Consider the following 22,304-nt stretch of genomic DNA (forward strand, 5'->3'; position numbering starts at 1 on the left):
ACCTACGACTCCGACGGAACCTACGACTCCGACGGAACCGACGGAACCTACGACTCCGACGGAACCTACGACTCCGACGGAACCTACGACTCCGACGGAACCGACGGAACCTACGACTCCGACGGAACCGACGGAACCTACGACTCCGACGGAACCTACGACTCCGACGGAACCGACGGAACCTACGACTCCGACGGAACCGACGGAACCTACGACTCCGACGGAACCTACGACTCCGACGGAACCGACGGAACCTACGACTCCGACGGAACCGACGGAACCTACGACTCCGACGGAACCTATCGTGGAGCCGACTGAGCCGACTGAGGAACCTTCGGTTTCCTTGGGCGATTATGTATGGGTCGATAAGAACCGCGACGGAATTCAGGATAAGGACGAAGACCCAATTGAGGGTGTCGTGCTGAAACTGATCGGCCCGGACGGCAAGGAAGTTGTTGATGTCAACGGGAACCCAGTCGGTCCGGTAACCACTGACGAGAATGGCTACTACAACTTCAAGGATCTTCCGGTCTTGAAGGATGGAGAGTCTTACACGGTGGTCATTGATCGGGAGGAATCCGCTGATGCTTTGGATGGCTACCTGCCAACCAAGGAAAATGGTACCGACCGGGATAAGGACTCTTCGACTTGGGAAGCTAAGTCTGAAGGTCTGACCGAAGATGGGGATCACGACGGGACTCTCGACTTCGGCTTCTATCTAGACGAAGATCCTGAACCGACTCCGACGGATCCAACTGAGCCGAGCCCGACGGATCCAACTGAGCCGAGCCCGACGGATCCAACTGAGCCGAGCCCGACGGATCCAACTGAGCCGAGCCCGACGGATCCAACCGAGGAACCTGCAGAAGATTCAACCGAGTCGCCAGAGAAGAGCAAGGATCCTTCACAGGATCCAACCTCTGCTGAGAAGTCTGATCAGCCTTCAGGCTCGGACTCTGTGGATGGTTCCGAGGAACCGCAGCAGACGCAGAAGCCAAAAGACGATGGACTGGCTAGCACCGGTTTCACTGCCTTGTGGCTACTGGCGCTTGGTTTGGTCTTGACGGCGGCTGGTTTAGTTTTGGCTCGACGCACTCGCGGACGTCACAGCTAGTCAGCTCTTGAAGTAATACAAAAAGCAATGCCCGGATTTCCCATTTAGGAGATCCGGGCATTGCCCTATTCCTAGCAATATTTCTCGACCGTGTGAGCTAAAGTCCGGCGGTGCCCCTGTGTCAAAAAACTACCCGGAACTCCTTCCGAAAGATCCCAAGTCAAAAGATATAATTTGGGCATGGACCCCCAAACGCAGTCAAGGCCTCCCGCTGAAGAACTTGTTGCCGAGATTTTATGGGACCGGATAGCCCCAAGCCTCGATCCGGAGATACGCTTGTTGTTGATCTATGCGCCGCAAGAATCGAATCGGCACCGGGTGGCTCTACGATGGCTCGATGGCCAAGGCGAGCTGATCAACGTGGGTATTCCGCCCGAGGAGATCTTCGATAAAATTGCCGAACAGCAGATGCGTGCACCCAACACACGCATAGCGGTCATTCTTCCTGCTGATTTTCCCGCCGCCAAGATGCTGCGCCATTTCAATGCTCACGTTGTTGATTTCAAGGATCTTTTCTTAACCGCTTCAGATATATCCACGTTGACCGGAGAAGATTTCCCTGATGCAGAAAGATTATGGCAACTGACCGGTGGTTGGCCTGGTTGTGTGCGTAGTCTCTTGGCGGATTCCTCTAATCAAAATGCTGCAGTCAATGCGCTGCGTCGTGCAGCCTTGCCATGGATTGATGCTCTTGATCCTGAAGGCATATTGAGGGAGTGCGCGTTCCTTCCTGAACTTACTGAAGATCTCATGGTAGCTTTCTATGGCGATCGTTATCCAAACCCTCCAAGTATCTCGGCCCTTAGCCGCGCGGCCATGGCACAACGCTCCCTGTCCGGGGACTGGGCTATGCCCCAATTGCTTCGGCAGGTGATTATTGACGACTTGGAGTGGCGGGAGCCCCAGCGTGCACAGTGGCTCCACGAGCACGCCATCGAATCCATGCATGCGGCTGGAAGAACCGGCGAGGCCGTACGTTCAGCACTAGGCAGACATTCGTGGCGGGCTCTTTCCACCGTCCTCGTCGATGGGTGGGTGGACCTTTTTACCACTGAGCCACGTCTCCTATTCGAGGCAGGCACCCGGTTGCCTCGATGGGCTACTCGACGATCGCAAATCTATGGTCCTGCGATGAAGATCGCTGCCGCGGCCGTTAAAGACCGGATGGTTATTCCTTTTCCGACAACGGAGCCTGACTATTTGACGGATCAGACTGCCCAATTGCTACGCGAGCACACCATCGAGCTCTATAGGCAACCGAAATCTGAGGCTATCTTCGCGGGCTTGGTTGAGTTGGGAATACTGAGGTTCCACGGCCACTACGGTTCCGAAGGGGCAGATGCCGCACGCCGTCTACGTCGTGCGGTCCGGCAGGCAACAGCTGCTGGCAATGTCAGACCATCGTTGGCAGCCATGGCTGAATTACATGCCGGAATGTCGATGGATATCGCCAACGAACGCCCTGCGGCGGCAGCCGCTTACGAATCTGCGTGGTCCTTGGCCGAGGTTACGGAAAACCATTTTATTGCCGCGGATGCAGCATCCAAATTGTCGCTGGTTCATGCTCAGGAAGGCAACACCCGTGCTGCTCGTCGCTGGCTCGTAAGCTTCCGCCATCATCATTCCAAGGTTCGTTGGGGTTCGGCAATGGTCGGTCGAGCTGCAGAACTTGCCGAAGCATTCGTGGCTTTCGCCGAGTTGGATATCGGAAAATTGGGTTCAGTACTTGGTCAACTGCCAGATGAGCCTGATAACGATGAGTTTTGGGCGGTGCACGCGCTGCTACTTGCCATCCATGCGGCATCGACTGATCGAGCAGAGGCAGCGCACCGGATTCTGGGGGCACTTGTGCTCTCCCGCCCCTATGCAGCCAATTCACCCATGGCCGGTAGAGCCTTGCATCATGCCGCAGCATTTCTGGGTGTTGAGGGTGGTTTCAATGCGTTGAACCATCAAGGCGCGTCCACAATACCCGCTTCTTCACCTGAACTCATTGCAACCCGTGCGCTGTATCGACTGTATCGGGGGGACCGCAACGGGGCTCTTGCTGTTCTGGCGGCAACGCCGAGCTTAGTGACTGGAGCCCGGCACGATAATCTGATCCGAAATACGCGGCTAGCAGCACGTTACATTGGGGTGCTGCCGGAAGGCGTCCTGGAGGACATTGCAAAACGACATGCATTGGATGGTGAGCTGATTGATTTGGCCCCGTTTTGGATGAGCGGGAGCATGTTGGAATTGGAAGAGTTGCTGCAACTTACTTCCGATCAGCTGGGCAGATTGAAGATTTTTATGCCACCCACCAGTGTCGAAGTCAGGCCTGTTTTGACTGATCGTGAACTCAGTGTGCTCGCAGGCCTGCGTGCGGACCGTTCACGCGGTCAGATCGCAGATGAGCTTTTTGTCTCGCCTAATACTGTTAAATCCCAGATTAGTTCTCTATACCGCAAGTTGGATGTGAATTCAAAAGCAGAAGCACTAAAAATTGCCACACGTTGGGGGTACTAATCAGCGCCTGGTAAGCCCCAAGAGATATCCAATGAGCCTAGATGTATCAATACTCGTGGGAAGAGTGCTTTACGGATAGGCGGTTTATGGAACTGGGTTTAACTACGAAATGACTTGGAAAATCTGTTGATTTTTCAACTGTCGAAAATATCGTCAAGGGAAGTTGATTGATGTGTCGTAAACGACGATTTTGACACGCACCGCCGATGCTTTAGTTTTCAATTGAAACTGTCCATTATGTATATTGTGTACACAAATGATATCGTAGAAGAATGAACTCCATCACCTCCTCTGTCACGATTCGCGCACTTCGCGATGGTCTTGCTGATGCTGTTAGCCGTGCTAGCTATGGGCATGAGCGTGTGCAGATTACGAAGAATGGAAAGCCTGCTGCGGTCCTCATTGGACCTGAAGATTTTGAGCTTTTGGAGCAACTGGAGATGTTCCGGGATGTCGCCGATTATCGAGCCGCCAAGCTGGTCGATGATGGCGAGCGCATTAGCCTCAGCGAACTGCGCGCTGAGCTCGACGCGTGACCTCTTGCCGCGTCGAATTTACCACTTCGGCTGCTAAAGAACTGAAGAAGCTAGACCCTGGTATACGGCGTCGCGTTTTGTTAGGTATTGCTCATCTGGAGAGGGATCCTCGTCCTAGCGGGTGTAAGAAACTAGTAGGTGAAACTAACGCGTGGCGGATTCGTATTGGTGACTACCGGGTACTTTATGAAGCGATGGACGAGGTTCTTGTCGTCACGGTCGCCCGAGTGGCGCATCGTCGCTAGGTTTATAGGTAGTCGTCGCCTGAATTGTCAGCTAGCCGCGTCTGGGGCTCCGTTATCAATGATTTCTAGTCGTTGAGCGATTCATTCGCTTTGGCCTTATTTAGGCGGATCGCGCATGGTTCATGCAGGCATTGCGAGATATCAATGCCGTTGCTCGACCTTCGCCCGCTGCGGGGTGAATGATCCTGAGACTTTCAGCTGTGTGTAATCACTCCACATAACCGGCGTACGAACACAATTCCCCGTGGCGCGCTCAGCGCCACGGGGCAGTTGCCAGTATTCAGCTCAGGTCGTCGCGTGCCCTGAAACCGACATCAGCGCCCGTGCCGTCAAGCCCATGGTCAGGCGCCACTTGAGGGAACCAGGCCAAGGGTTCTTGATCCATTCCCCCTGTGCTTCGACTGAAACGATGGGCAGATTCACCTTGGAACCGGTTACGCCGGACAAGATGTCGTTGTGCGAGACGACCATGTCATCTTCGGTGCACGTATTCAGGTCGATGAAGCTGCCTGGGTTGCGTTCGTAGGTGGGGAACTTGCCGCCCGAGATGGCAATTTCAATCCTTTCTCCGGGTTGGACTTGGACCGAGGTCGGGCGCATCTCGATGGTGTAGGTGACTTCTTCGCCTGGCACCACGGCCTCGGGCTTGTCCCGGCCATTCCGGTACCGTGCGCGGGTGATGCCTTCGCTGTAAAGCCGCGAGGTTCCATATGCTGAAACGACATTCAGCTCAACCAGCCAGTCGACGTCTGTGGAGGAGGTTCGAGCTTTGAGCTCGACGCTTGGCCATCCGGTAATCTCGACCGGGACAGTAAGCACGTCCGATTGGTAGACCAGGACCCCAGGGTGGTCGTGATGTGCTCCGACATCGGGCAGGCCACCAACGACGGACTTGGCATCGTATGGGTTGCGCGGATCGTAGTCGAATGAGCGTTCACCTTCTGGGCCTGGATCTACGCTGAGCCTGTTGTCGGCGCGAAGGTAGTGGGAGGTGACCTTGGTTCCAGCGATGGGCCACTGTTGCTCAGCGCGCCACTTGTTGGCACCCAAAACGTAGATGTACGCCGATGGGCTCGACTCATCTCGCTTGCTGTCTCGATTGCGCGATGCGATCCAATCGAACACGATCTGGTTGGTATCCACCGTGCTGCCAGGAAGTTTGACGCCAGACAATTTTTCGCTGACGAAGTTTCCGTGCTGCCACGGGCCGACGACCAGGAGCTGATCGGTCGATGCCATCTCGCTGGCCAGCTCGAACTGCCGCACCGTATTGCGGGTAAAGAGGTCGAACCAACCGCCAATGTGGGCGATTGGAACTTCGATGCGTGCCGCTTCCTCGCGCTCGACGCAGCTCTCGGAAAAGAACTGCGGATCATCTCGGTGGTTCAGGCGGTCTTCCAGCAACGTCGGGAAATGACGGAAGAATGGGAAATCGGACATTGGAAGCCTACGGTATTTTGCCGCTGGATTTGCATTCAAGGCGTCGAGTTCGTCCTTGATCGCAGCACGCTCCGGCTCGGGCTTGGTCGCGATCATGGCTGGCCCGACGATTGGGTTGGTGGCCCATCCCAAGACGTCCTTGATCGACATCACTCCATTTTGGAAAGTGCGGGTGGTGTATTCATTGTTTGCAGTATATTTTTTTCCAGTCGAAACGTCAGCGCACGATCTTTGGCCCGACGTCTTCGTCTCTATTTCGTCGGTGGTAGCTTCTCTTGCTCGGCCACTGGCCGTCATTTTTCTACTTATGAAGTTCCGCACTGGATTAGAAAGTCTCTTGGAAGCGATAAAAGACCGTTTGCCCAGCATGGAAAGCCTGAAAAGTCCTTGGCTTGAGGCTTCGTGGAGCACCGCTGCAGTCAAAGTCCTGTCCGAAGGAATCAAGAGTTTAGGTCAAGAGCAGACTGTTGGCTCTGAGCCATCGGACGAGCTCTCATCGCAACTCGCGAAGGTGAAACCATCGGCCGGGGTTATTAACGCATTTCTCGAGGTTGAGCGGCAAGTCGGAAAGTATCTTAAGGCTGTTGGTTCCTAGCCCTCACGTGCTGGATCGTCCATCACCGCCTTTCGAAGAGATTCCTCCGCCCCCAGTAATCTGAAAAAATGCTGTGACCGAACTAGCTTCGCTTCGAAATGCCGCCGCTCATGGGGTGGGAGATATAAGCCTTGAATCAGCTCTGGAATACATCCGTGTGGCGTCGCAAGTAGCTGGAGAGCTGGATTCCCTCACCAATGAATCGTCGACGGGACTGTCGCAGGGACCCTTCTAAAGGCGCACGGCAGTGATATTTTAGGAACCGTACACAGCCAGTAACGTGGCAAGCCAGTACCAAATAAACTAACAGTAGCGTCGCCTTAACTCGTCTGCGTGTGTCTCAACAATGACCGTTTCCGGATCCTCCAGCTCAGTCACAGTACGCAGACGCTATCCGAGCAGCTCGGACAGTTCCAGCCACCGTTCTTCCAATTCGTCGATCTGCGCTTGATACTCGTTGATCTCAGCGGTGAACTTGCCCAGCCCTTCATAGTCGCTCTGGTCATGATCGGCCATCTTGGCGTGGACCTTGGCGATCTTTTCCTCTAGCTGGCCGACCTTGCGTTCATTGGCATTCAGTTCCTTCTGCGCGGCACGCAGCTCTGCGCCCGAAGGGCCAGCAGGCTTGGCGGCAGTTTCGGAAGAAGCCTGCGAAGGATTGGACCCGCCAGTGGAACCTTCGGCAGCTCGCAGCAACAGGTACTCGTCCACGCCGCCGGGCACGTGGCGGAAGTTGCCGTTCAGGATCGCGTACTGCTGGTCGGTGACGCGTTCGAGCAGGTAGCGGTCGTGGGAGACCACGATCAAGGTGCCGGGCCAGGAATCCAGCAGGTCTTCCAGGGCCGCCAGCATGTCGGTATCGACATCATTGGTGGGCTCATCGAGGATCATCACGTTGGGCTCATCCATCAGGATCATCAGCAGCTGCAAGCGGCGGCGCTGGCCGCCGGAGAGTTCAGCAACCTTGGTCGACAGGTGTGCCGAGGAGAAGCCCAGGCGCTCCAGCAGCTGGGCCGGGGTCAGGTCCTTGCCATCCACATTGAACGTGGTGCGGTAGCGGGCGAGGATTTCGCGGACCTTGTCCTGGCCGATCTGCTCCAGTTCGCGGAACTGCTGGTCCAGCACGGCCAGCTTCACGGTCTGGCCGCGCTTGATCTTGCCGCCAGTTGGCTCCACGGTCCCGGCGATCAGGCCCAGCAAGGTGGATTTGCCGGCACCGTTGGCACCGAGCAGGCCGGTGCGTTCGCCCGGGCCGATGCGCCAGGTGAAGGGCTTGAGTACTTGCTTGGCGCCGAAGGAGACCTCCGTGTCCAGCAGGTCGATGACGTCCTTGCCCAGCCGGCTGGTGGCCATCTTCTGCAACTCCAGCGGGTTGCGTGCCGGCGGGACATCGGCGATCAGCTGGTTGGCTGCCTCAATGCGGAACTTCGGCTTGGAGGTACGGGCCGGGGCGCCGCGGCGCAGCCAGGCCAGTTCCTTCTTCATCATGTTCTGGCGCTTGTTTTCGGTGACCGCGGCGATGCGGTCGCGTTCCACGCGCTGCAGCACGTAGGCGGCGTAACCGCCCTCGAAGGGCTCGACCAGGCGGTCGTGCACTTCCCAGGTGGTGGTGCAGACCGCGTCGAGGAACCAGCGGTCGTGGGTGACGACCATCAGGCCGCCGGCGTTCTTGGACCAGCGGTTATTGATGTGCTCGGCGAGCCAGGAGATGCCTTCGACATCCAGGTGGTTGGTCGGTTCGTCCAGGATGACGACGTCCCAGTCCTGCACCAGCAGCGCGGCCAGAGCCACGCGGCGGCGCTGGCCGCCGGAGAGGGTGCTGACCTTCGCTTCCCAGTCCAGGTCGGCGACCAGCCCGGAGATGATGTCGCGGATGCGCGCTTCGCCGGCCCACTCGTGGTCGTCCATCTCGCCCACCACGCAGAAGTGCACGGTCGCTTCGGGATCCAGGGTGTCTGACTGGTCCAGCACGCCCACGCGCAGGCCGTTGCGCTTGGTAACACGCCCGGAGTTGGGCTCGATCCTGTCGGAGAGCATGCCGAGCAGCGAGGACTTGCCTTCGCCGTTGCGACCCACCAGGCCGATGCGGTCGCCATCGGAAATGCCGATGGTTACCGAGTCGAAAACGACATGGGTGGGATATTCCAGATGTAGGGCTTCGCCCCCGAGTAAATGAGCCACAATTTCCATTTTACGTTCCGGGAGCAAATCGAGGCCCTGGCAGGACCATCTGAGCGTGTGCCGTGCCAGAGGACTTGGGCAGTTTAAAGCAGAGAATAAAAGTGAGTTTAGCTACGGTGTTTTGCGATTTCGCACATTGGGCTGATCATGGCAGAATAATTAGCGTGCTTGTCGGGCATGACCTGCGCAAGCCATTTTCCGCCCTGGTGTAATGGCAACACGCCAGCCTTTGGAGCTGTGCATTCTAGGTTCGAATCCTAGGGGCGGAACCAATGATGAAGCGTCACGCAAGTGGCGCTTTTATTTTTTAAACAGTTTCAGCGCACCCCGAAGCTCGCGATAGACTTGCTTTGAGGTTTTACTTCTCTGCCCAAAACCTTGAATCCAATTTGCAGGAGAATGCACTTGAGTGATCAGGTCAACGCACCAGTAGCTGTCATCGTCCTAGCCGCCGGCGCTGGCACTCGCATGAAATCGGCGAAGCCGAAGATCATGCATGAAATCGCAGGTCGGTCCATGATTGGCCACGCACTCTACGCGGCTTCCGCGTTGGAGCCGCAGAACCTGGTAGCGGTGGTCCGCCACCAGCGTGATCTGGTCGCAGAGCACATTCTGGGACAGTTCCCTTCCATCACCATTGCCGACCAGGATGAAATCCCGGGTACCGGCCGCGCCGTGCAGTTGGGCTTGGAAGCCGTGGACCCATCGCTTGAAGGCACCGTTGTGGTGACCTATGGCGATGTGCCGTTGCTCACCAGCGAGGTGCTCCAGGAACTGGTTGCTACGCACGAGTCGAACCGCAACTCCGTGACCGTGCTGACCACCGAATTGGATGACCCTAACGGCTACGGCCGCATCCTGCGCGATGAACAGGGCGAGGTTGCAGGAATCCGCGAGCAGAAGGACGCTTCGGCAGAAGAACTGCTGATCAAGGAAATCAACTCCGGCATCTACGCTTTCGATGCCCAGATCCTGCGTTCGGCGCTGACCGAGGTCACCACCGAAAATGCGCAGGGCGAAATGTACCTGACCGATGTGCTCGCCATCGCCCGCGGCCGCGGTGGCCGCGTCGCCTCCTCGCAGATCGCTGACCGCTGGCAGATCGAGGGCGCCAACGACCGCGTCCAGGTTTCCAATCTGGCCCGCATCTACAACGAGCGCAAGACCGAATTCTGGATGCGCCAGGGCGTGACCATCGTTGATCCGGCGACCACGTGGATCGACGCTGACGTCATGATCGGCCAGGACGCCACCCTCAAGCCAGGCACCCAGCTGCACGGCGAGACCATCATCGGCGCCAATGCCACCGTTGGCCCGGACAGCACCCTGACCAACGTGGTTGTTGGCCAGCGCGCTACCGTGAAGCGCACCGACGCCACCGACTCGCGCATCGCTGATGGCGCCTCGGTTGGCCCGTTCGCCTACCTGCGTCCCGGCACCGACCTCGGTGCGGATGGCAAGATCGGCGCCTTCTACGAAACCAAGAACGTCACGATTGGCCGTGGCTCCAAGCTCTCGCACCTCGGCTACGCCGGAGATGCTGAAATCGGTGAATTCACCAATATCGGCTGCGGCAACATCACCGCAAACTACGATGGCGAAAAGAAGCACCGCACCAAGATCGGTTCGCATGTGCGCACCAGCTCCAACACCGTATTCGTTGCCCCGGTTGAAATCGGGGACGGCGCCTACACCGGAGCCGGAGCCATCGTCCGCAAGAACGTCCCGGCCGGTGCCTTGGCACTGTCTGTGGCACCGCAGCGCAACTCCGAGGGGTGGACGCTGGAAAAGCGCCCAGGCACCTCCTCGGCTGACGCAGCGTTCAAGTCCTCGCTGAACTCTTCGGCTTCCGAGTAATTCAGCTACAGACTTCATTTCCTCGACAACAACCTCATACGTGATAGCGAAGCGAGCGAGAAAGCAAACCCCATGAGTGAAATCAGCCATAACGTCGACAAGAAGCTGGTGCTGGCCACCGGTCGTGCGCACCCTGAGCTGGCTGCAGAAGTAGCCAAGGAACTCGACACCGAACTGCTGCCGTTGAACGCCTACGACTTCGCCAATGGCGAGATCTACGTGCGTTCGGATGAGTCGGTTCGCGGCAAGGACGTTTTCCTGCTGCAGTCCTACCCAGCACCAACGAACAACTGGCTGATGGAACAGCTGATCATGATTGACTCGATGAAGCGTGCTTCGGCCCGCCGCATCACTGTCGTGGCGCCGTTCTACCCTTACGCGCGCCAGGACAAGAAGGGCCGCGGCCGCGAGCCGATCTCGGCCCGCCTGGTTGCCGACCTGTTCAAGACCGCCGGTGCTGACCGCGTGATTTCCTGCGATCTGCACACCGCACAGATCCAGGGCTTCTTCGACGGTCCGGTGGACCACCTGTTCGGCTTCCCGCTGCTGGCTGACTACATCAAGTCCAAGGTCGATGTAAATGAAGTCACCGTGGTTTCCCCTGACACCGGCCGCGTGCGCGTTGCCGAGCAGTGGGCAGATCGACTGGGCGGCACCCCGCTGGCCTTCGTCCACAAGTCCCGCGATCTGACGGTGCCTAACCAGGCCGAGTCCAAGACCGTGGTTGGCCAGGTGGAGGGCCGCATCGCGATCCTGATCGACGACATGATCGACACCGGCGGAACCATCGCAGGCGCTGTGCGCGTGCTGAAGGAAGCCGGCGCCAAGGACGTCATCATCGCGGCTACCCACGCGGTCTTCTCGGATCCGGCCGCCCAGCGTTTGGCTGATTGCGGTGCCCGCGAGGTTGTTGTCACCAACACCCTGCCAATCCCTGAAGAGAAGCGTTTCGAGAACCTCACCGTGCTCTCGATTGCCCCGACGATCGCCCGCGCGATCTCGGAAGTATTCCACGACGGTTCGGTCACGAACCTGTTTGACGGCCGCGCCTAGCAGCCCTCGTTTCGCAAAGCCTCTGGCCGGCACCTTAGGGTGCCGGCCAGAGGCGGTTAACCGATCATTGACAGTGCCCGTAAGAGGAACGCTGAGCGGGTCAGGGGAATCGGAATCCTGCCCGTCAACGGCAGAATCAGCCATCGAGGGCTAGTGCGGCACCTGCCTTAAGGAGTCCCATATCCGTATCGGTGGCCACCCAGTCGTAGCCGAGTCCTTCGAAGGCGCTGGCCCTGACCGACGAGCCTGCGAAAGCACCTACTTCAATATGGTGGTCATGGCACGCTTTTGCTATGTATCCAAGCGGAGAGTCCTTGGCGGCGAGCAACGAATCCACGTCCGTTCCAAGGCTCATTGCCAAGTCGACCGGGCCCACGAATATGGAGTCGATGCCCGGTGTGCCAAGGATTGCGTCCAGGTTTTCCAGTCCTTCGGCGGATTCGATCATCAACGACAGGTGAATTCGAGAGTTCGCTTCTTGGGGGTTAAGCACGGGTGCCCCGAACAGCGCACTCATCGGTCCCCAGCTTCTCCCGCCCTGCGGAGCGTACCTTGCCGCGTGGGCTACGTCTTGGGCTTCTTCGGCCGTATTGACCATGGGAACCATGATGTGGGTGGCACCGGCATCGAGGGCAAACCCAATATCTGCGTAGCTTCCGCTGCGAACCCGCACGGCGATGTTTCCACCTGGTGCCTCAGCAAGAGCGGAAATTATTTGGGGTTCACTCCACAGGCCATGCTGCATGTCCAACCCGTGCCAACCGAAACCCATCCTTGAGGTCGTTGCCAGAATTGCCGGTGAATCAAGAAAATGCCACAGCCCACGACCTGAATACATTGCCAAGTTGTCCTCCTAGAATACTGCCAACGAACAGCAGGCAGTCCATAGAAAATTTACAGCTATTCCGTGGGCAAGACGATTCAGTATGTGTTTTGTGCTTCATCCTTTCGTCATGTACGTTGGGCATTTTCAAGAATCCTGCATTGAGTTGAAGTTCAAAGATGTATCGCAGGGAAGTGTTCCGTAAGCCGGTCGTCATACGGGATATACGTGTTCTTGACTCGGCTAATTTTTGAAACACCGAGTTTTCAAACACTTCGGATTCCCATATACCCCGCCCGAGAAAATGCCCGGTGAAGGTGCCTTATACAGACACGGAAAACTATTATTTATGGTGGATCAAGGACCAAGAGGGGCAGCATGGAACTTGGCATACGCCAGGTCGCTGTGGGAGGGCTGGAACGCGCTGAGCTACTGCAACGCATGGTCCAAACAGGGGTTCAGCTTAACGACTACGCCAAAATGCTGTTAGCCCACCGGATTTTCGATGAGGTTGTGTCGGCCCCAAAAGGTGACCGTGGTAAGTCGTAATCTGCGACAGCTTGGTCTGGAGGTCGGAGCAACGTTGACTCAGGTCCTTGAACGCGCAGTCAGCGTCGGATTGAAGTTGTGCCCCGCCATGACCGGCCCGTATATGCGACTGGATTTCCTAGACCAAGCGTCTTCCAACAATTCAGTGCTCAGTGATGGGAAGAAGCCGGCTGATTCGTTGACCGTCGCTTCCGCGGCACCCGGCGATCAGGAATTCCCGCGCGGATTCTATCTGCGGATGGTGGATGGAGTGCCGTGGCTGCGCGGTTATCGCTGCGATGACGCCCACGGCTTTACGCTGGACGATACTTTTATTTTCCAAAGCCGTTGAGCGGAATCCAGGAATAGTGGCGTTCGCTACAGGTTTTCCCGTTGGCGATGGCAGCTGGTAGAATTGTTGACTGTGCCCAGGCGAGGGAAACACCAGCAATGGTGGGACCGTTATCGACAAGGCCGGAAAAGCTCTTTCATCTCCTAGATGTTGGATGCTTCCCGAGTCCACGCAAGGGCCTTAACGAAGCATTCATTTCCTAAGGAGAATTATCATGGCATCTGTCAACCTTGACGCCGTTGTACGTAGCGATTTCGGCAAGGGCGCTGCCCGCCAGGCTCGCCGCGATGGCCAGATCCCAGCAGTTGTCTACGGTGCAGGCTCCGAGCCACAGCACGTACTGCTTCCAGGCCGCGAAACCACCCTGGCCGTTCGCGACCGCGGTGTTGAGCTGGTTCTGAACATCGAAGGCAAGACCGTGAAGACCACCATCAAGGACATCCAGATCCACGCGCTGAACCGCACCGTTGATCACATGGACCTGATCATCGCTGCCTAATTACAGCGACCTAGGTTTTAGCTGAGCATCATGAGTGATGGAACTTGGCTCGTAGCCGGACTCGGGAACCCCGGGTCCGGCTACGCTGGCAATAGACACAATATCGGGCAGATGGTGCTCGATGAACTGGCTCATCGAGTCGGCTCGAAATTCAAGACCCACTCCTCGCGTTCCCAGGTTGTCGAAGGACGCATGGGGGTTGGCGGTCCACGCATCGTGCTGGCCAAGCCCATGGTTTTCATGAATCTTTCGGGCGGGCCGGTAGCTAACGCGGCGAAGTTCTTCGGCATCGATGCCGCCCGGCTGATTGTCGTGCACGACGAGATTGACATTCCCTTCGATACCATCAAGCTCAAGCGCGGTGGCGGTGAAGGCGGGCATAACGGCCTGCGGGATATCTCAAAGGCCATGGGCTCCAAGGACTACCTGCGCGTGCGCGCAGGCGTTGGGCGCCCTCCGGGCCGCATGGATACTGCCAAATGGGTTTTGCAGGACTTCTCCAAGACCGAAAAGGCCGATCTTCCGTTTCTGATCGACAATTGCGCTGACGCAGTGGAATTGCTGATGAACTCGGGATTGGAAGCTGCCCAGGCAAAATTCCATATCAGCTGACCGCTGATCCCTATGGGGCGCGGTGAAGCCAAGCGGGGACCGCTGGGGACTTGAACGGTCCGCAGCGGTCCTCGACTTCATTAAATTAGGAAAGCTATGGACCGAGGCGTTCCTTACTAAGGCCTAACTTAGATGTGCTTCGAGGCCCGGAGTGGAATAATTACCCAATGTACCCCTTGCCTAATAGGCCTGTGACGATTCTTTGCCACGGCCTGTCCGGCATCCATGACAATTATTCGGAGGACCACGTGCACACGATGACCGGTCAGCCAGAAGCCCTTGAGGCGTTGACAGCTGGAGAAGTTGAGCGCATCAAGGCCGACTTTGAAATTCTGGAGCACCAAGTCAACGGCGTTGACGTTGTGTACCTGGACTCCGGCGCCACCAGCCAGAAGCCGCGTTGCGTCTATGAAGCCGAGCAGCACTACTACGAGAACGCCAACGCAGCAGTACACCGCGGTGCGCATTCCTTGGCAGTTGAAGCTACCGAGATCTATGAGGAAGCACGCGAGAAGGTCGCCAAGTTCATCGGTGCACGCACCAACGAACTGGTGTGGACTGCCAATGCCACCGAAGCGCTGAACCTGATCAGCTACTCGATGTCCAATGCCTCCTTGGGGCGCGGGGGAGAGGCCGCGGCCCGATTCCGCTTGGGCCCGGGCGATGAAATCCTCACCACCGAACTTGAACACCACGCGAACCTGATCCCGTGGCAGGAACTGGCTTTCCGCACCGGTGCTACGCTGCGCTATGTGCCCGTCACCGAAGATGGTGCACTGCGCTACGAATTGCTTGATGAGCTGGTTACCGAGAAAACCAAGCTCGTTGCCTTCACCCACGTTTCGAATGTGCTGGGTACCATCACCGATACCCAGAAGTTCGTTGACGCTGCCCGCAAGGTCGGGGCCCTGACCGTGCTGGACGGATGCCAGTCCGTGCCGCACCTGCCGGTCGACGTGAAAGCCCTGGACGTTGACTTCATGGCCTTCTCCGGCCACAAGATGCTCGGCCCAACCGGAATCGGCGCACTCTACGGCCGTGAAGAACTGCTCAACGCAATGCCACCGTTCCTCACGGGTGGATCGATGATCACCGTGGTGGACATGGAGCACGCAGAATACATGCCATCGCCGCAGCGTTTCGAGGCCGGAACCCAGCGCATCGCCCAGACCCACGGCTTGGCTACCGCAGTCAGCTACCTGGATGAAATCGGCATGGGCCGTATCGCGGCCTGGGAAGAGCACCTCGGAGCAATGCTCTATGAGGGCATCTCGAAAATCGAAGGCGTGCGCGTCTTCGGTCCGGCCGACGCGCAGCGTATCGGTACTGTCCCGTTTGAAGTGATCGGGGTGCACCCGCATGATGTCGGCCAATACCTCGACTCGCGCGGCATTGCGGTACGCGTGGGCCACCACTGTGCGCAGCCGCTGCACCGCGCCCTGGGCGTGAATTCCACGACCCGCGCCAGCACCTATCTGTACAACACGGAAGAAGACATCAAGGCCCTGCTTGAGGCCTTGAGCTCCGTGCGCGAATACTTTGGAGTTTAAATGAACGAATTGGATCAGCTATACCAACAGGTCATCTTGGACCACTCGAAGCGCCGCATCGGTTCGCCGCTGGTTGAGACCACCGAAGGATTGCTGCACGGCGAGTCCCACCAGCACAACCCGATCTGCGGCGACCAGATCCGTGTCCGCGTAGAGCTTGATGACCAGGAGCATTTCACGTCGATGAGCTGGGAAGGCGATGGGTGCTCCATCTCCATGGCCTCTGCCTCGGTGCTGGCCGAGATGCTGCCTGAGCTGACCAAGGAAGAATTTCTTGGGAAGAGGGACTATTTCCGCGAGATGATGCGCTCCAAGGGAAACTTCCAGCCGGATGAAGAGGTGCTGGAAGACGCCGCTGCCTTCGTCGGCGTCTCGAAGTTCCCCGCACGCGTCAAGTGCGCAATGCTCGCTTGGGTAGCCGCTGAGGTCGCCATGCACGAGGCCCGCAAATAGTAGCAAAACCAAATAGCTCGGGCGCCGGCTTCCACATGTGGAAGCCGGCGCCCGAGCTATTTCTTCAGGATTCCAGAAGGCTACTTTCCTTCGTCGTCCTGCTGGTACACATCAGGGATGCCATCCTTATCGGCATCGCGGGTCTCGCGCGCGTGGATGACCTTGTATCGGCGGTTACGGGGAATCAGCCACAGGGCACCGAGGATCGCGGCAACGAATGAACCAGCCAGGATTGCTACCTTGGCATGCTCATAGTGCGCCGACTCCAACCCGAAGGACAATTCGGAGACCAGCAGGGATACGGTGAAACCGATACCTGCCAGCAACGTGACACCCAGCAGGTCGCCCCAGCGGGCATCCTTGTCCAGCGAGGCCTTGGTGAACCGGGTCAGCACCCAGGTCGAGCCCATAATGCCGATCGGCTTGCCGAGCACCAGACCCAGCACGATGCCCCAGAACACCGGATCGGTGAGCAGGCCGCCGCTGCCATTGTCAGGGGAAATCACGGTCACGCCGGCGGCGAAGAAGGCGAAGATGGGAATGCATATGCCGGAGGACAGCGGGCGGAAACGGTGCTCGAATCGTTCAGCCAGGCCGATGCCGTCACGGCCATCGGTGCGCTTGACCGGGACACAGAAGCCCAAGACCACACCGGCGATGGTGGCGTGGATGCCGGAGCCGAAGACGAAGATCCAGGTAATGACACCCAGCGGCAGCAGGATTGCCCACGCGGCCCACGCACGCTTGGCGAAGAACTTGCCAAGGAAACGGGCAAGGACCGTGAAGAGAATGATGGGGATCAGCGACAGGCCCAGGTAGGACAGCTTCAGGTCATCGGTGAATACGACGGCGATAATGACAATAGCGATCAGGTCATCGACTACAGCCAGAGTCAGCAGGAAGATGCGCAGCGCTGCGGGAAGCGCCGAACCAATCACCGCGAGCACAGCCACGGCGAACGCAATGTCTGTTGCGGTTGGAATGGCCCAGCCACGCAACAACTCACCGCCACCGGACATGGAAGCGATAGCGACAAAGATCAATGCCGGCACCAGCACGCCGCCAAAAGCGGCCGCTACCGGTACGGCTGCCGTTTTCGCATTGCGCAGATCGCCAATGACGAATTCTTTTTTCAGCTCCAAGCCGGTCAGGAAGAAGAACACCGCCAGCAGAGCATCGGCAGCCCAGTGGCCGATGGACAGATTCAGATCCACACCGAAAAGGGTAGGTCCGAAGTGGAAGTCACGCAGTGCGAAGTAGGACTCGCGCAGCGGGGTGTTAGCCCAGATCAATGCCAGCAAAGCGCCGGCGATGAGTACCATGCCGCCGACGGTTTCCTTGCGCAGGATGTCGCCGATACGGATAGATTCTTTATAGCTGGGGCGCGAAAACAGGTTCTTGCTGGAACCCGAAGACGGAGTTTGGGTCATGCTTTTAACTCGCTTACTTCGTTAAATGAATATTTCTCGCCGACCAGACTTCCCGGCACACCTGTCACCAACCCTAGCGCGAACAGTGCTTCAGAGCACAAATCCCCGGACGCTTTGCGAGAAATCGCACGTCCGGGGACTGAATGTGAAACGTAACTATTCGGAGTGGCTTATTTCGAAAGCCAGGCATTGACCTGAGCAGCCTGCAAATTCAGTGCCTTGCCCAGGTAAGGCTCCGCAGCCGAAGCCAACTTGCCGCCGATGAATGGAATCGACGAGGAAACCTTGGCGTCGATGGAGAATTCGGAAGTTTCGCCCTGGGCCTTGAGCTGTTCGGTGCCGCTGACGGTCACCGGAACACCGGCAACGGAGATCTTTACCGTAGCCGAGCGGTTGCCGGCAGCATCTGGTGCTGTCCACTGGTCTACCTGGGTGATCTCGATGGTCGCGCCAACGAACTTGCGGGCGATATCCGGAACGCGATCGGTGGGGACCGAACGAACGGTGGTCACGGTGAAGGCGCCTGCGGTATCGCCGTTCACGGAGAAATCGGTCAAGGAACCGTTGGCGACCTTGGTCAGGTGCTCGGCAAAGCCACGATCGCTAAGCGTAGCGATGACCTGGTCTGCAGGGTGGGCGATCTGAGTGCTTGCGTTCAATGCCATGAAAGCTAATCCCAATCTGGAAATCTAAGTGGCCGGGCAACGAAATCGCAGGCCCGGCAACGGACAGTATTAACACTATCTGCAAAGCCGCATTGGGTAGGCTAGGACTGCACCCAAAACAGCATATTGACGTTTCCGGCCGTGGAAAAACATTTACGGTCGGCGTTCGTGGTGTCGTTTCGACGTAATACAGTATGAATGCACCCGGCCAAGCGTCTGCATGAGAGGACCCGAACCCCCATGAGCCTAAGCGGACTTCATGATTTCCTGCGCGAGGAACCTTCCTTCAGGCGTATTGGGCAACGCGCAGCTCATGACTACCCGACGCGCAGCGAAGAGCTGGAAATCGCGGCCCCGCAGGGCATGCGACCGATCCTCTCGGCGCATATCAGCCAGGCGCTGCGTGAAAGCAAGCATTCGGGGGTGACGCTCATCGTCACCGCGACCGGCCGTGAAGCCGAAGAAGTCTCCAGCTCACTGGGTGCCTACCTCCCGGCAGGCCAGATCGCCGAGTTCCCTTCTTGGGAAACCTTGCCCCATGAGCGCTTGTCGCCGCGAAGCGATACCGTGGGACGCCGCCTGGAAGTGCTGCGCCGGCTGCACGACCGGGATGAGAGCCTAAACATCATCATTGCTCCAATTCGTGCCGTGCTGCAGCCGTTGGTCGCCGGCCTTGGCGAATTGCGCCCGGTCATCCTGGAACTGGATGCCGAGCCGGGCTTCGATAAAGTCATCAAGGACTTGGCTGCTGCGGCTTATGCCCGAGTGGACATGGTGACGCACCGCGGCGAGTTTGCGGTGCGTGGTGGCATCATCGATGTTTTCCCGCCGACATTGGACCATCCGGTCCGCATTGATTTCTTCGGGGACCAGATCGACTCGATGCGATTCTTCGCCATCGCAGATCAGCGGTCCACTGATGATCCCGGTCCCACCCGGATCATTGCCACGCCCTGCCGTGAAATGCTCATCACCCCGCAGGTGATGAGCCGGGCAGCGAATCTGAAGAACCATTTCCCGGCGGCCCAGGAAATGCTCACCAAGATTGCCGGCGGCATCGCTGTTGAAGGCATGGAATCCTTGGCTCCGCTGCTGGTGGACAAGATGGTTCCGCTGCTGTCCTTGTTGCCGGAATCGTCCATTGCGCTGGTGATGGAGCCAGAGCGCGTGCGCGCCCGCGCGCATGACCTGAACGCCACCAATGCCGAATTCCTGGCTGCCGCGTGGGCTTCGGCTTCGGATGGAGCCAGCGCTCCGTTGGATCTGACCACCGCGGATTCCGAGCGAAAGCTGGCTACCGGTGATTTTGCCTCGCTGGCAGAAACCGTAGAACACGCACAAGCCGCCAAGGTTTCCTGGTGGGCTATTACCTCCCTGGGCGCCGATGACGAGCTGGATTTGGGCGCGGCCACCATCCGTGTCCCGGCCCGTGAACCGCACGGCTACCAGGGCGACATCGAGGCGATGATGGAATTCATCGCCGGACGCGTCAAGGACCAATGGCGTTTCGTCGTGGCTACCGAGGGTCCCGGCCCGGCAGCCCGCCTCTCGGAGCTTTTCGCCGAGTTCAAGATCCCGGCACACAGGGTGGATGACCTGTCCGCGGAACCCACCGCTGGACTGATCGAGATCACCCAGGCCACCGCCGGCCGCGGGTTTGTCTTCGAGGAACTGAAGCTGGGACTGCTCACCGAAGCAGACTTGCTGGGCCGCTCCAGCGCGTACCCGAACCGCAAGGGCCGCAAGCTGACGGTCAAGCGCAAGCGCAATGCCGTTGATCCGCTGAGCCTGCAGGCCGGGGACTACATCGTCCACGAACAGCACGGCATCGGCAAGTTCGTCGAGCTGGTGGCCCGCAAGGTCAATGGCTCGGGCAAGGATGCCAAGCGCGAGTACCTGGTGGCGGAGTACGCCTCTTCCAAGCGCGGAGCCCCGGGGGACCGTCTGTTCGTCCCGATGGACCAGCTGCATATGGTCACCCGGTATGTCGGCGGCGAAGCGCCGACCTTGTCCAAAATGGGCGGTTCGGACTGGGCCAGCACCAAGTCCAAGGCGCGCAAGGCCGTCAAGGAAATTGCTGGCGACCTGATTAAGCTCTACTCGGCACGCATGGCCAGCCGTGGCCACGCCTTCGCATCAGACACCCCGTGGCAGAACGAGCTGGAGGAAGCCTTCGCGTTCATCGAGACTCCGGATCAGCTCACCGCCATCAACGAGGTGAAATCCGATATGGAGAAGGAAATCCCGATGGACCGGTTGATTTCCGGTGACGTGGGCTTTGGCAAAACCGAAATCGCGGTTCGCGCCGCCTTCAAGGCCGTCCAGGACTCCAAGCAGGTTGCCGTGCTGGTTCCTACCACCCTGCTGGCTTCCCAGCACCACCAGACCTTCACCGAACGCTATTCGGGCTTCCCAGTCCGCGTGAAGACCCTCTCGCGTTTCCAGAGCGCCAAGGAATCGAAGGAAATCCTGGCCGGCCTCAAGGACGGCAGCGTGGACATTGTCATCGGCACCCACCGCCTGCTCTCCAAGAACGTGGAGTTCAAGAACCTGGGCCTGGTCATCATTGACGAGGAACAGCGCTTCGGAGTGGAGCACAAGGAAGAGCTCAAGAAGATGCGCACCAACGTGGATGTGCTGGCGATGAGCGCCACCCCGATCCCGCGTACCTTGGAGATGTCGCTGACCGGCATCCGCGAAACCTCCACCTTGGCGACCCCGCCCGAAGAACGCCATCCGGTGCTGACCTACGTGGGTCCACGCAGCGACAAGCAGATTTCCGCGGCCATCAAGCGTGAGCTGATGCGCGATGGCCAGGTGTTCTTCGTGCACAACCGGGTCAGCTCCATTGAGCGGGTAGCTGCCGAATTGCGCGAGCTGGCCCCCGAAGCGCGCGTGGAGGTAGCGCACGGCAAGATGAGCGAATCCCGGCTGGAGCGGATCATCCAGGACTTCTGGGAGAAGAAATTCGACGTGCTGGTCTCCACCACCATCATCGAAACCGGCCTGGATATTTCCAATGCGAACACGCTGATTGTGGACCGCGCGAACAACTACGGCCTGTCCCAGCTGCACCAGCTGCGCGGGCGCGTAGGGCGCGGCCGTGAGCGTGCCTACGCCTACTTCCTGTGGGATGTAGAGAAACCGCTGGGGGAGGTCGCCCTGGAGCGCCTGAAAGCCGTTGCCGCGCACAACGAGCTTGGCTCCGGCTACCAGCTGGCCATGAAGGACCTGGAACTGCGTGGAGCCGGTAATCTGCTGGGTGGCGAGCAGTCCGGGCATATCGCCGGTGTGGGCTTCGACTTGTACCTGCGCCTGGTAGGCGAGGCCGTGGCCGATTACAAGGGCGAAGGCGAGGAAGAAGCCGCCGAGATGAAGATTGACCTGCCGGTCAATGCCCACCTGCCACACGACTATGTACCTGGTGAACGACTGCGTTTGGAAGCCTATCGCAACATTGCCCAGGCCGAGACCGACGAGGCGCTGGGTGAAGTCCGCGATGAGCTGGTGGATCGCTATGGCAAGCTTCCAACTCCGGTGGAGAACCTCATGCGCGTGGCGGCCCTGCGTATTCGCGCGCGTGCTGCGGGGCTGCACGATATCCAGCAGGTCGGCAACCACATCAAGCTGGCTCCGGCCAGAATTGAAGACCTGCCAGCTTCGCGCCAGGTGCGCTTGGAACGCCTGTACCCGGGGGCTGCGAACAAGCCGGCGCTGAATTCGATCTTCATCCCGAAGCCCAAGACCTCGCCCATTGGCGGACGGGACTTGGCCGACGGGGAGATCCTGGAGTGGGCGGAGAAGCTGCTCTACGCTATTTTCGAGCCAACACCTGCACCGGCAGCAAAGGACTGATTCGGTTG

Annotated in this window: 18 protein-coding genes, 1 tRNA gene and 1 pseudogene; 15 read left to right on the plus strand and 5 right to left on the minus strand. The window is 58.5% G+C overall.

The features are described 5' to 3' along the window. The 5 genes from ACIOTN_RS13440 to ACIOTN_RS13460 form a co-directional block, all read left to right on the plus strand. A partial coding sequence (locus tag ACIOTN_RS13440) for a hypothetical protein (protein ID WP_402735499.1) occupies positions 1-318 on the plus strand: 318 nt, incomplete at its 5' end. Continuing rightward, positions 305-1,114, plus strand: coding sequence for an SdrD B-like domain-containing protein (locus ACIOTN_RS13445; RefSeq protein WP_402735500.1), 810 nt, complete (start codon positions 305-307; stop codon positions 1,112-1,114). The genes ACIOTN_RS13440 and ACIOTN_RS13445, both read left to right, overlap by 14 nt. A 180-nt stretch (positions 1,115-1,294) precedes the next feature. Further along, positions 1,295-3,622 (plus strand): helix-turn-helix transcriptional regulator, encoded by a 2,328-nt coding sequence (locus ACIOTN_RS13450; protein ID WP_133833059.1) that lies wholly within the window; start codon positions 1,295-1,297, stop codon positions 3,620-3,622. A gap of 272 nt (positions 3,623-3,894) precedes the next feature. Continuing rightward, entirely contained in the window at positions 3,895-4,158 is a 264-nt protein-coding gene (locus ACIOTN_RS13455; RefSeq protein WP_105657093.1) for a type II toxin-antitoxin system Phd/YefM family antitoxin, read from the plus strand. Further along, on the plus strand, positions 4,155-4,403 hold the full coding sequence (locus ACIOTN_RS13460) for a type II toxin-antitoxin system RelE/ParE family toxin (protein ID WP_105657094.1): 249 nt from the start codon (positions 4,155-4,157) through the stop codon (positions 4,401-4,403). Before ACIOTN_RS13455 ends, ACIOTN_RS13460 begins: the two co-directional genes overlap by 4 nt. A 285-nt stretch (positions 4,404-4,688) precedes the next feature. Here ACIOTN_RS13460 and ACIOTN_RS13465 read toward each other — a convergent pair whose 3' ends face one another. After that, positions 4,689-5,993, minus strand: a complete 1,305-nt coding sequence (locus ACIOTN_RS13465) for a CocE/NonD family hydrolase (protein WP_402735501.1) — start codon at positions 5,991-5,993, stop codon at positions 4,689-4,691. On the opposite strand from ACIOTN_RS13465, the gene ACIOTN_RS13470 reads away from it, so the two are divergent. Further along, entirely contained in the window at positions 5,983-6,438 is a 456-nt protein-coding gene (locus tag ACIOTN_RS13470; RefSeq protein ID WP_166650658.1) for a hypothetical protein, read from the plus strand. The genes ACIOTN_RS13465 and ACIOTN_RS13470 overlap by 11 nt on opposite strands. A 390-nt stretch (positions 6,439-6,828) precedes the next feature. Here the strand turns inward: ACIOTN_RS13470 and ACIOTN_RS13475 are convergent, their stop codons facing one another. Continuing rightward, entirely contained in the window at positions 6,829-8,619 is a 1,791-nt protein-coding gene (locus tag ACIOTN_RS13475) for an ABC-F family ATP-binding cassette domain-containing protein (protein ID WP_105657291.1), read from the minus strand. Positions 8,620-8,816: 197 nt separating this feature from the next. Here ACIOTN_RS13475 and ACIOTN_RS13480 point away from each other — a divergent pair. The 3 genes from ACIOTN_RS13480 to ACIOTN_RS13490 all read left to right on the plus strand — a co-directional run bounded on the left by ACIOTN_RS13480 (position 8,817) and on the right by ACIOTN_RS13490 (position 11,529). Then, positions 8,817-8,891 (plus strand) — tRNA-Gln (locus ACIOTN_RS13480). A 133-nt stretch (positions 8,892-9,024) separates the two neighbouring features. Then, a complete protein-coding gene (gene glmU, locus ACIOTN_RS13485) occupies positions 9,025-10,476 on the plus strand; it encodes a bifunctional UDP-N-acetylglucosamine diphosphorylase/glucosamine-1-phosphate N-acetyltransferase GlmU (RefSeq protein ID WP_402735502.1) in 1,452 nt (483 codons plus the stop codon). Positions 10,477-10,548: 72 nt separating this feature from the next. After that, complete coding sequence (locus tag ACIOTN_RS13490; RefSeq protein WP_105657098.1) at positions 10,549-11,529, plus strand: ribose-phosphate diphosphokinase; 981 nt, start codon at positions 10,549-10,551, stop codon at positions 11,527-11,529. Positions 11,530-11,665: 136 nt separating this feature from the next. Here ACIOTN_RS13490 and ACIOTN_RS13495 read toward each other — a convergent pair whose 3' ends face one another. Beyond that, positions 11,666-12,367, minus strand: coding sequence for an HpcH/HpaI aldolase/citrate lyase family protein (locus ACIOTN_RS13495; protein WP_402735612.1), 702 nt, complete (start codon positions 12,365-12,367; stop codon positions 11,666-11,668). Between the two features lie 568 nt (positions 12,368-12,935). On the opposite strand from ACIOTN_RS13495, the gene ACIOTN_RS13500 reads away from it, so the two are divergent. The 5 genes and pseudogenes from ACIOTN_RS13500 to sufU all read left to right on the plus strand — a co-directional run bounded on the left by ACIOTN_RS13500 (position 12,936) and on the right by sufU (position 16,346). Beyond that, positions 12,936-13,232, plus strand: coding sequence for a hypothetical protein (locus tag ACIOTN_RS13500; RefSeq protein ID WP_146112922.1), 297 nt, complete (start codon positions 12,936-12,938; stop codon positions 13,230-13,232). A gap of 214 nt (positions 13,233-13,446) precedes the next feature. Continuing rightward, positions 13,447-13,719 (plus strand): annotated as a pseudogene (locus ACIOTN_RS13505) (50S ribosomal protein L25); the annotation flags it as partial. A gap of 42 nt (positions 13,720-13,761) precedes the next feature. Further along, the gene (pth, locus tag ACIOTN_RS13510) at positions 13,762-14,343 is read left to right on the plus strand and encodes an aminoacyl-tRNA hydrolase (protein WP_105657104.1); all 582 of its coding nucleotides are present in this window, start codon (positions 13,762-13,764) and stop codon (positions 14,341-14,343) included. Between the two features lie 257 nt (positions 14,344-14,600). Continuing rightward, positions 14,601-15,893 carry a SufS family cysteine desulfurase gene (locus tag ACIOTN_RS13515; RefSeq protein WP_105657292.1) on the plus strand — a complete coding sequence of 431 codons (1,293 nt, stop codon included), beginning with the start codon at positions 14,601-14,603 and terminating at the stop codon, positions 15,891-15,893. Continuing rightward, complete coding sequence (gene sufU / locus ACIOTN_RS13520) at positions 15,894-16,346, plus strand: Fe-S cluster assembly sulfur transfer protein SufU (protein ID WP_105657105.1); 453 nt, start codon at positions 15,894-15,896, stop codon at positions 16,344-16,346. 80 nt (positions 16,347-16,426) lie between these two features. Here sufU and nhaA read toward each other — a convergent pair whose 3' ends face one another. Further along, complete coding sequence (nhaA, locus tag ACIOTN_RS13525; RefSeq protein ID WP_402735503.1) at positions 16,427-17,776, minus strand: Na+/H+ antiporter NhaA; 1,350 nt, start codon at positions 17,774-17,776, stop codon at positions 16,427-16,429. A gap of 170 nt (positions 17,777-17,946) precedes the next feature. Then, positions 17,947-18,441 (minus strand): DUF2505 domain-containing protein, encoded by a 495-nt coding sequence (locus ACIOTN_RS13530; RefSeq protein ID WP_105657107.1) that lies wholly within the window; start codon positions 18,439-18,441, stop codon positions 17,947-17,949. 240 nt (positions 18,442-18,681) lie between these two features. On the opposite strand from ACIOTN_RS13530, the gene mfd reads away from it, so the two are divergent. Then, positions 18,682-22,296, plus strand: coding sequence for a transcription-repair coupling factor (gene mfd / locus ACIOTN_RS13535; RefSeq protein WP_105657108.1), 3,615 nt, complete (start codon positions 18,682-18,684; stop codon positions 22,294-22,296). Positions 22,297-22,304: the final 8 nt, after the last annotated feature.

It is taken from the genome of Glutamicibacter sp. NPDC087661, assembly GCF_044743275.1.
GTDB lineage: Bacteria > Actinomycetota > Actinomycetes > Actinomycetales > Micrococcaceae > Glutamicibacter.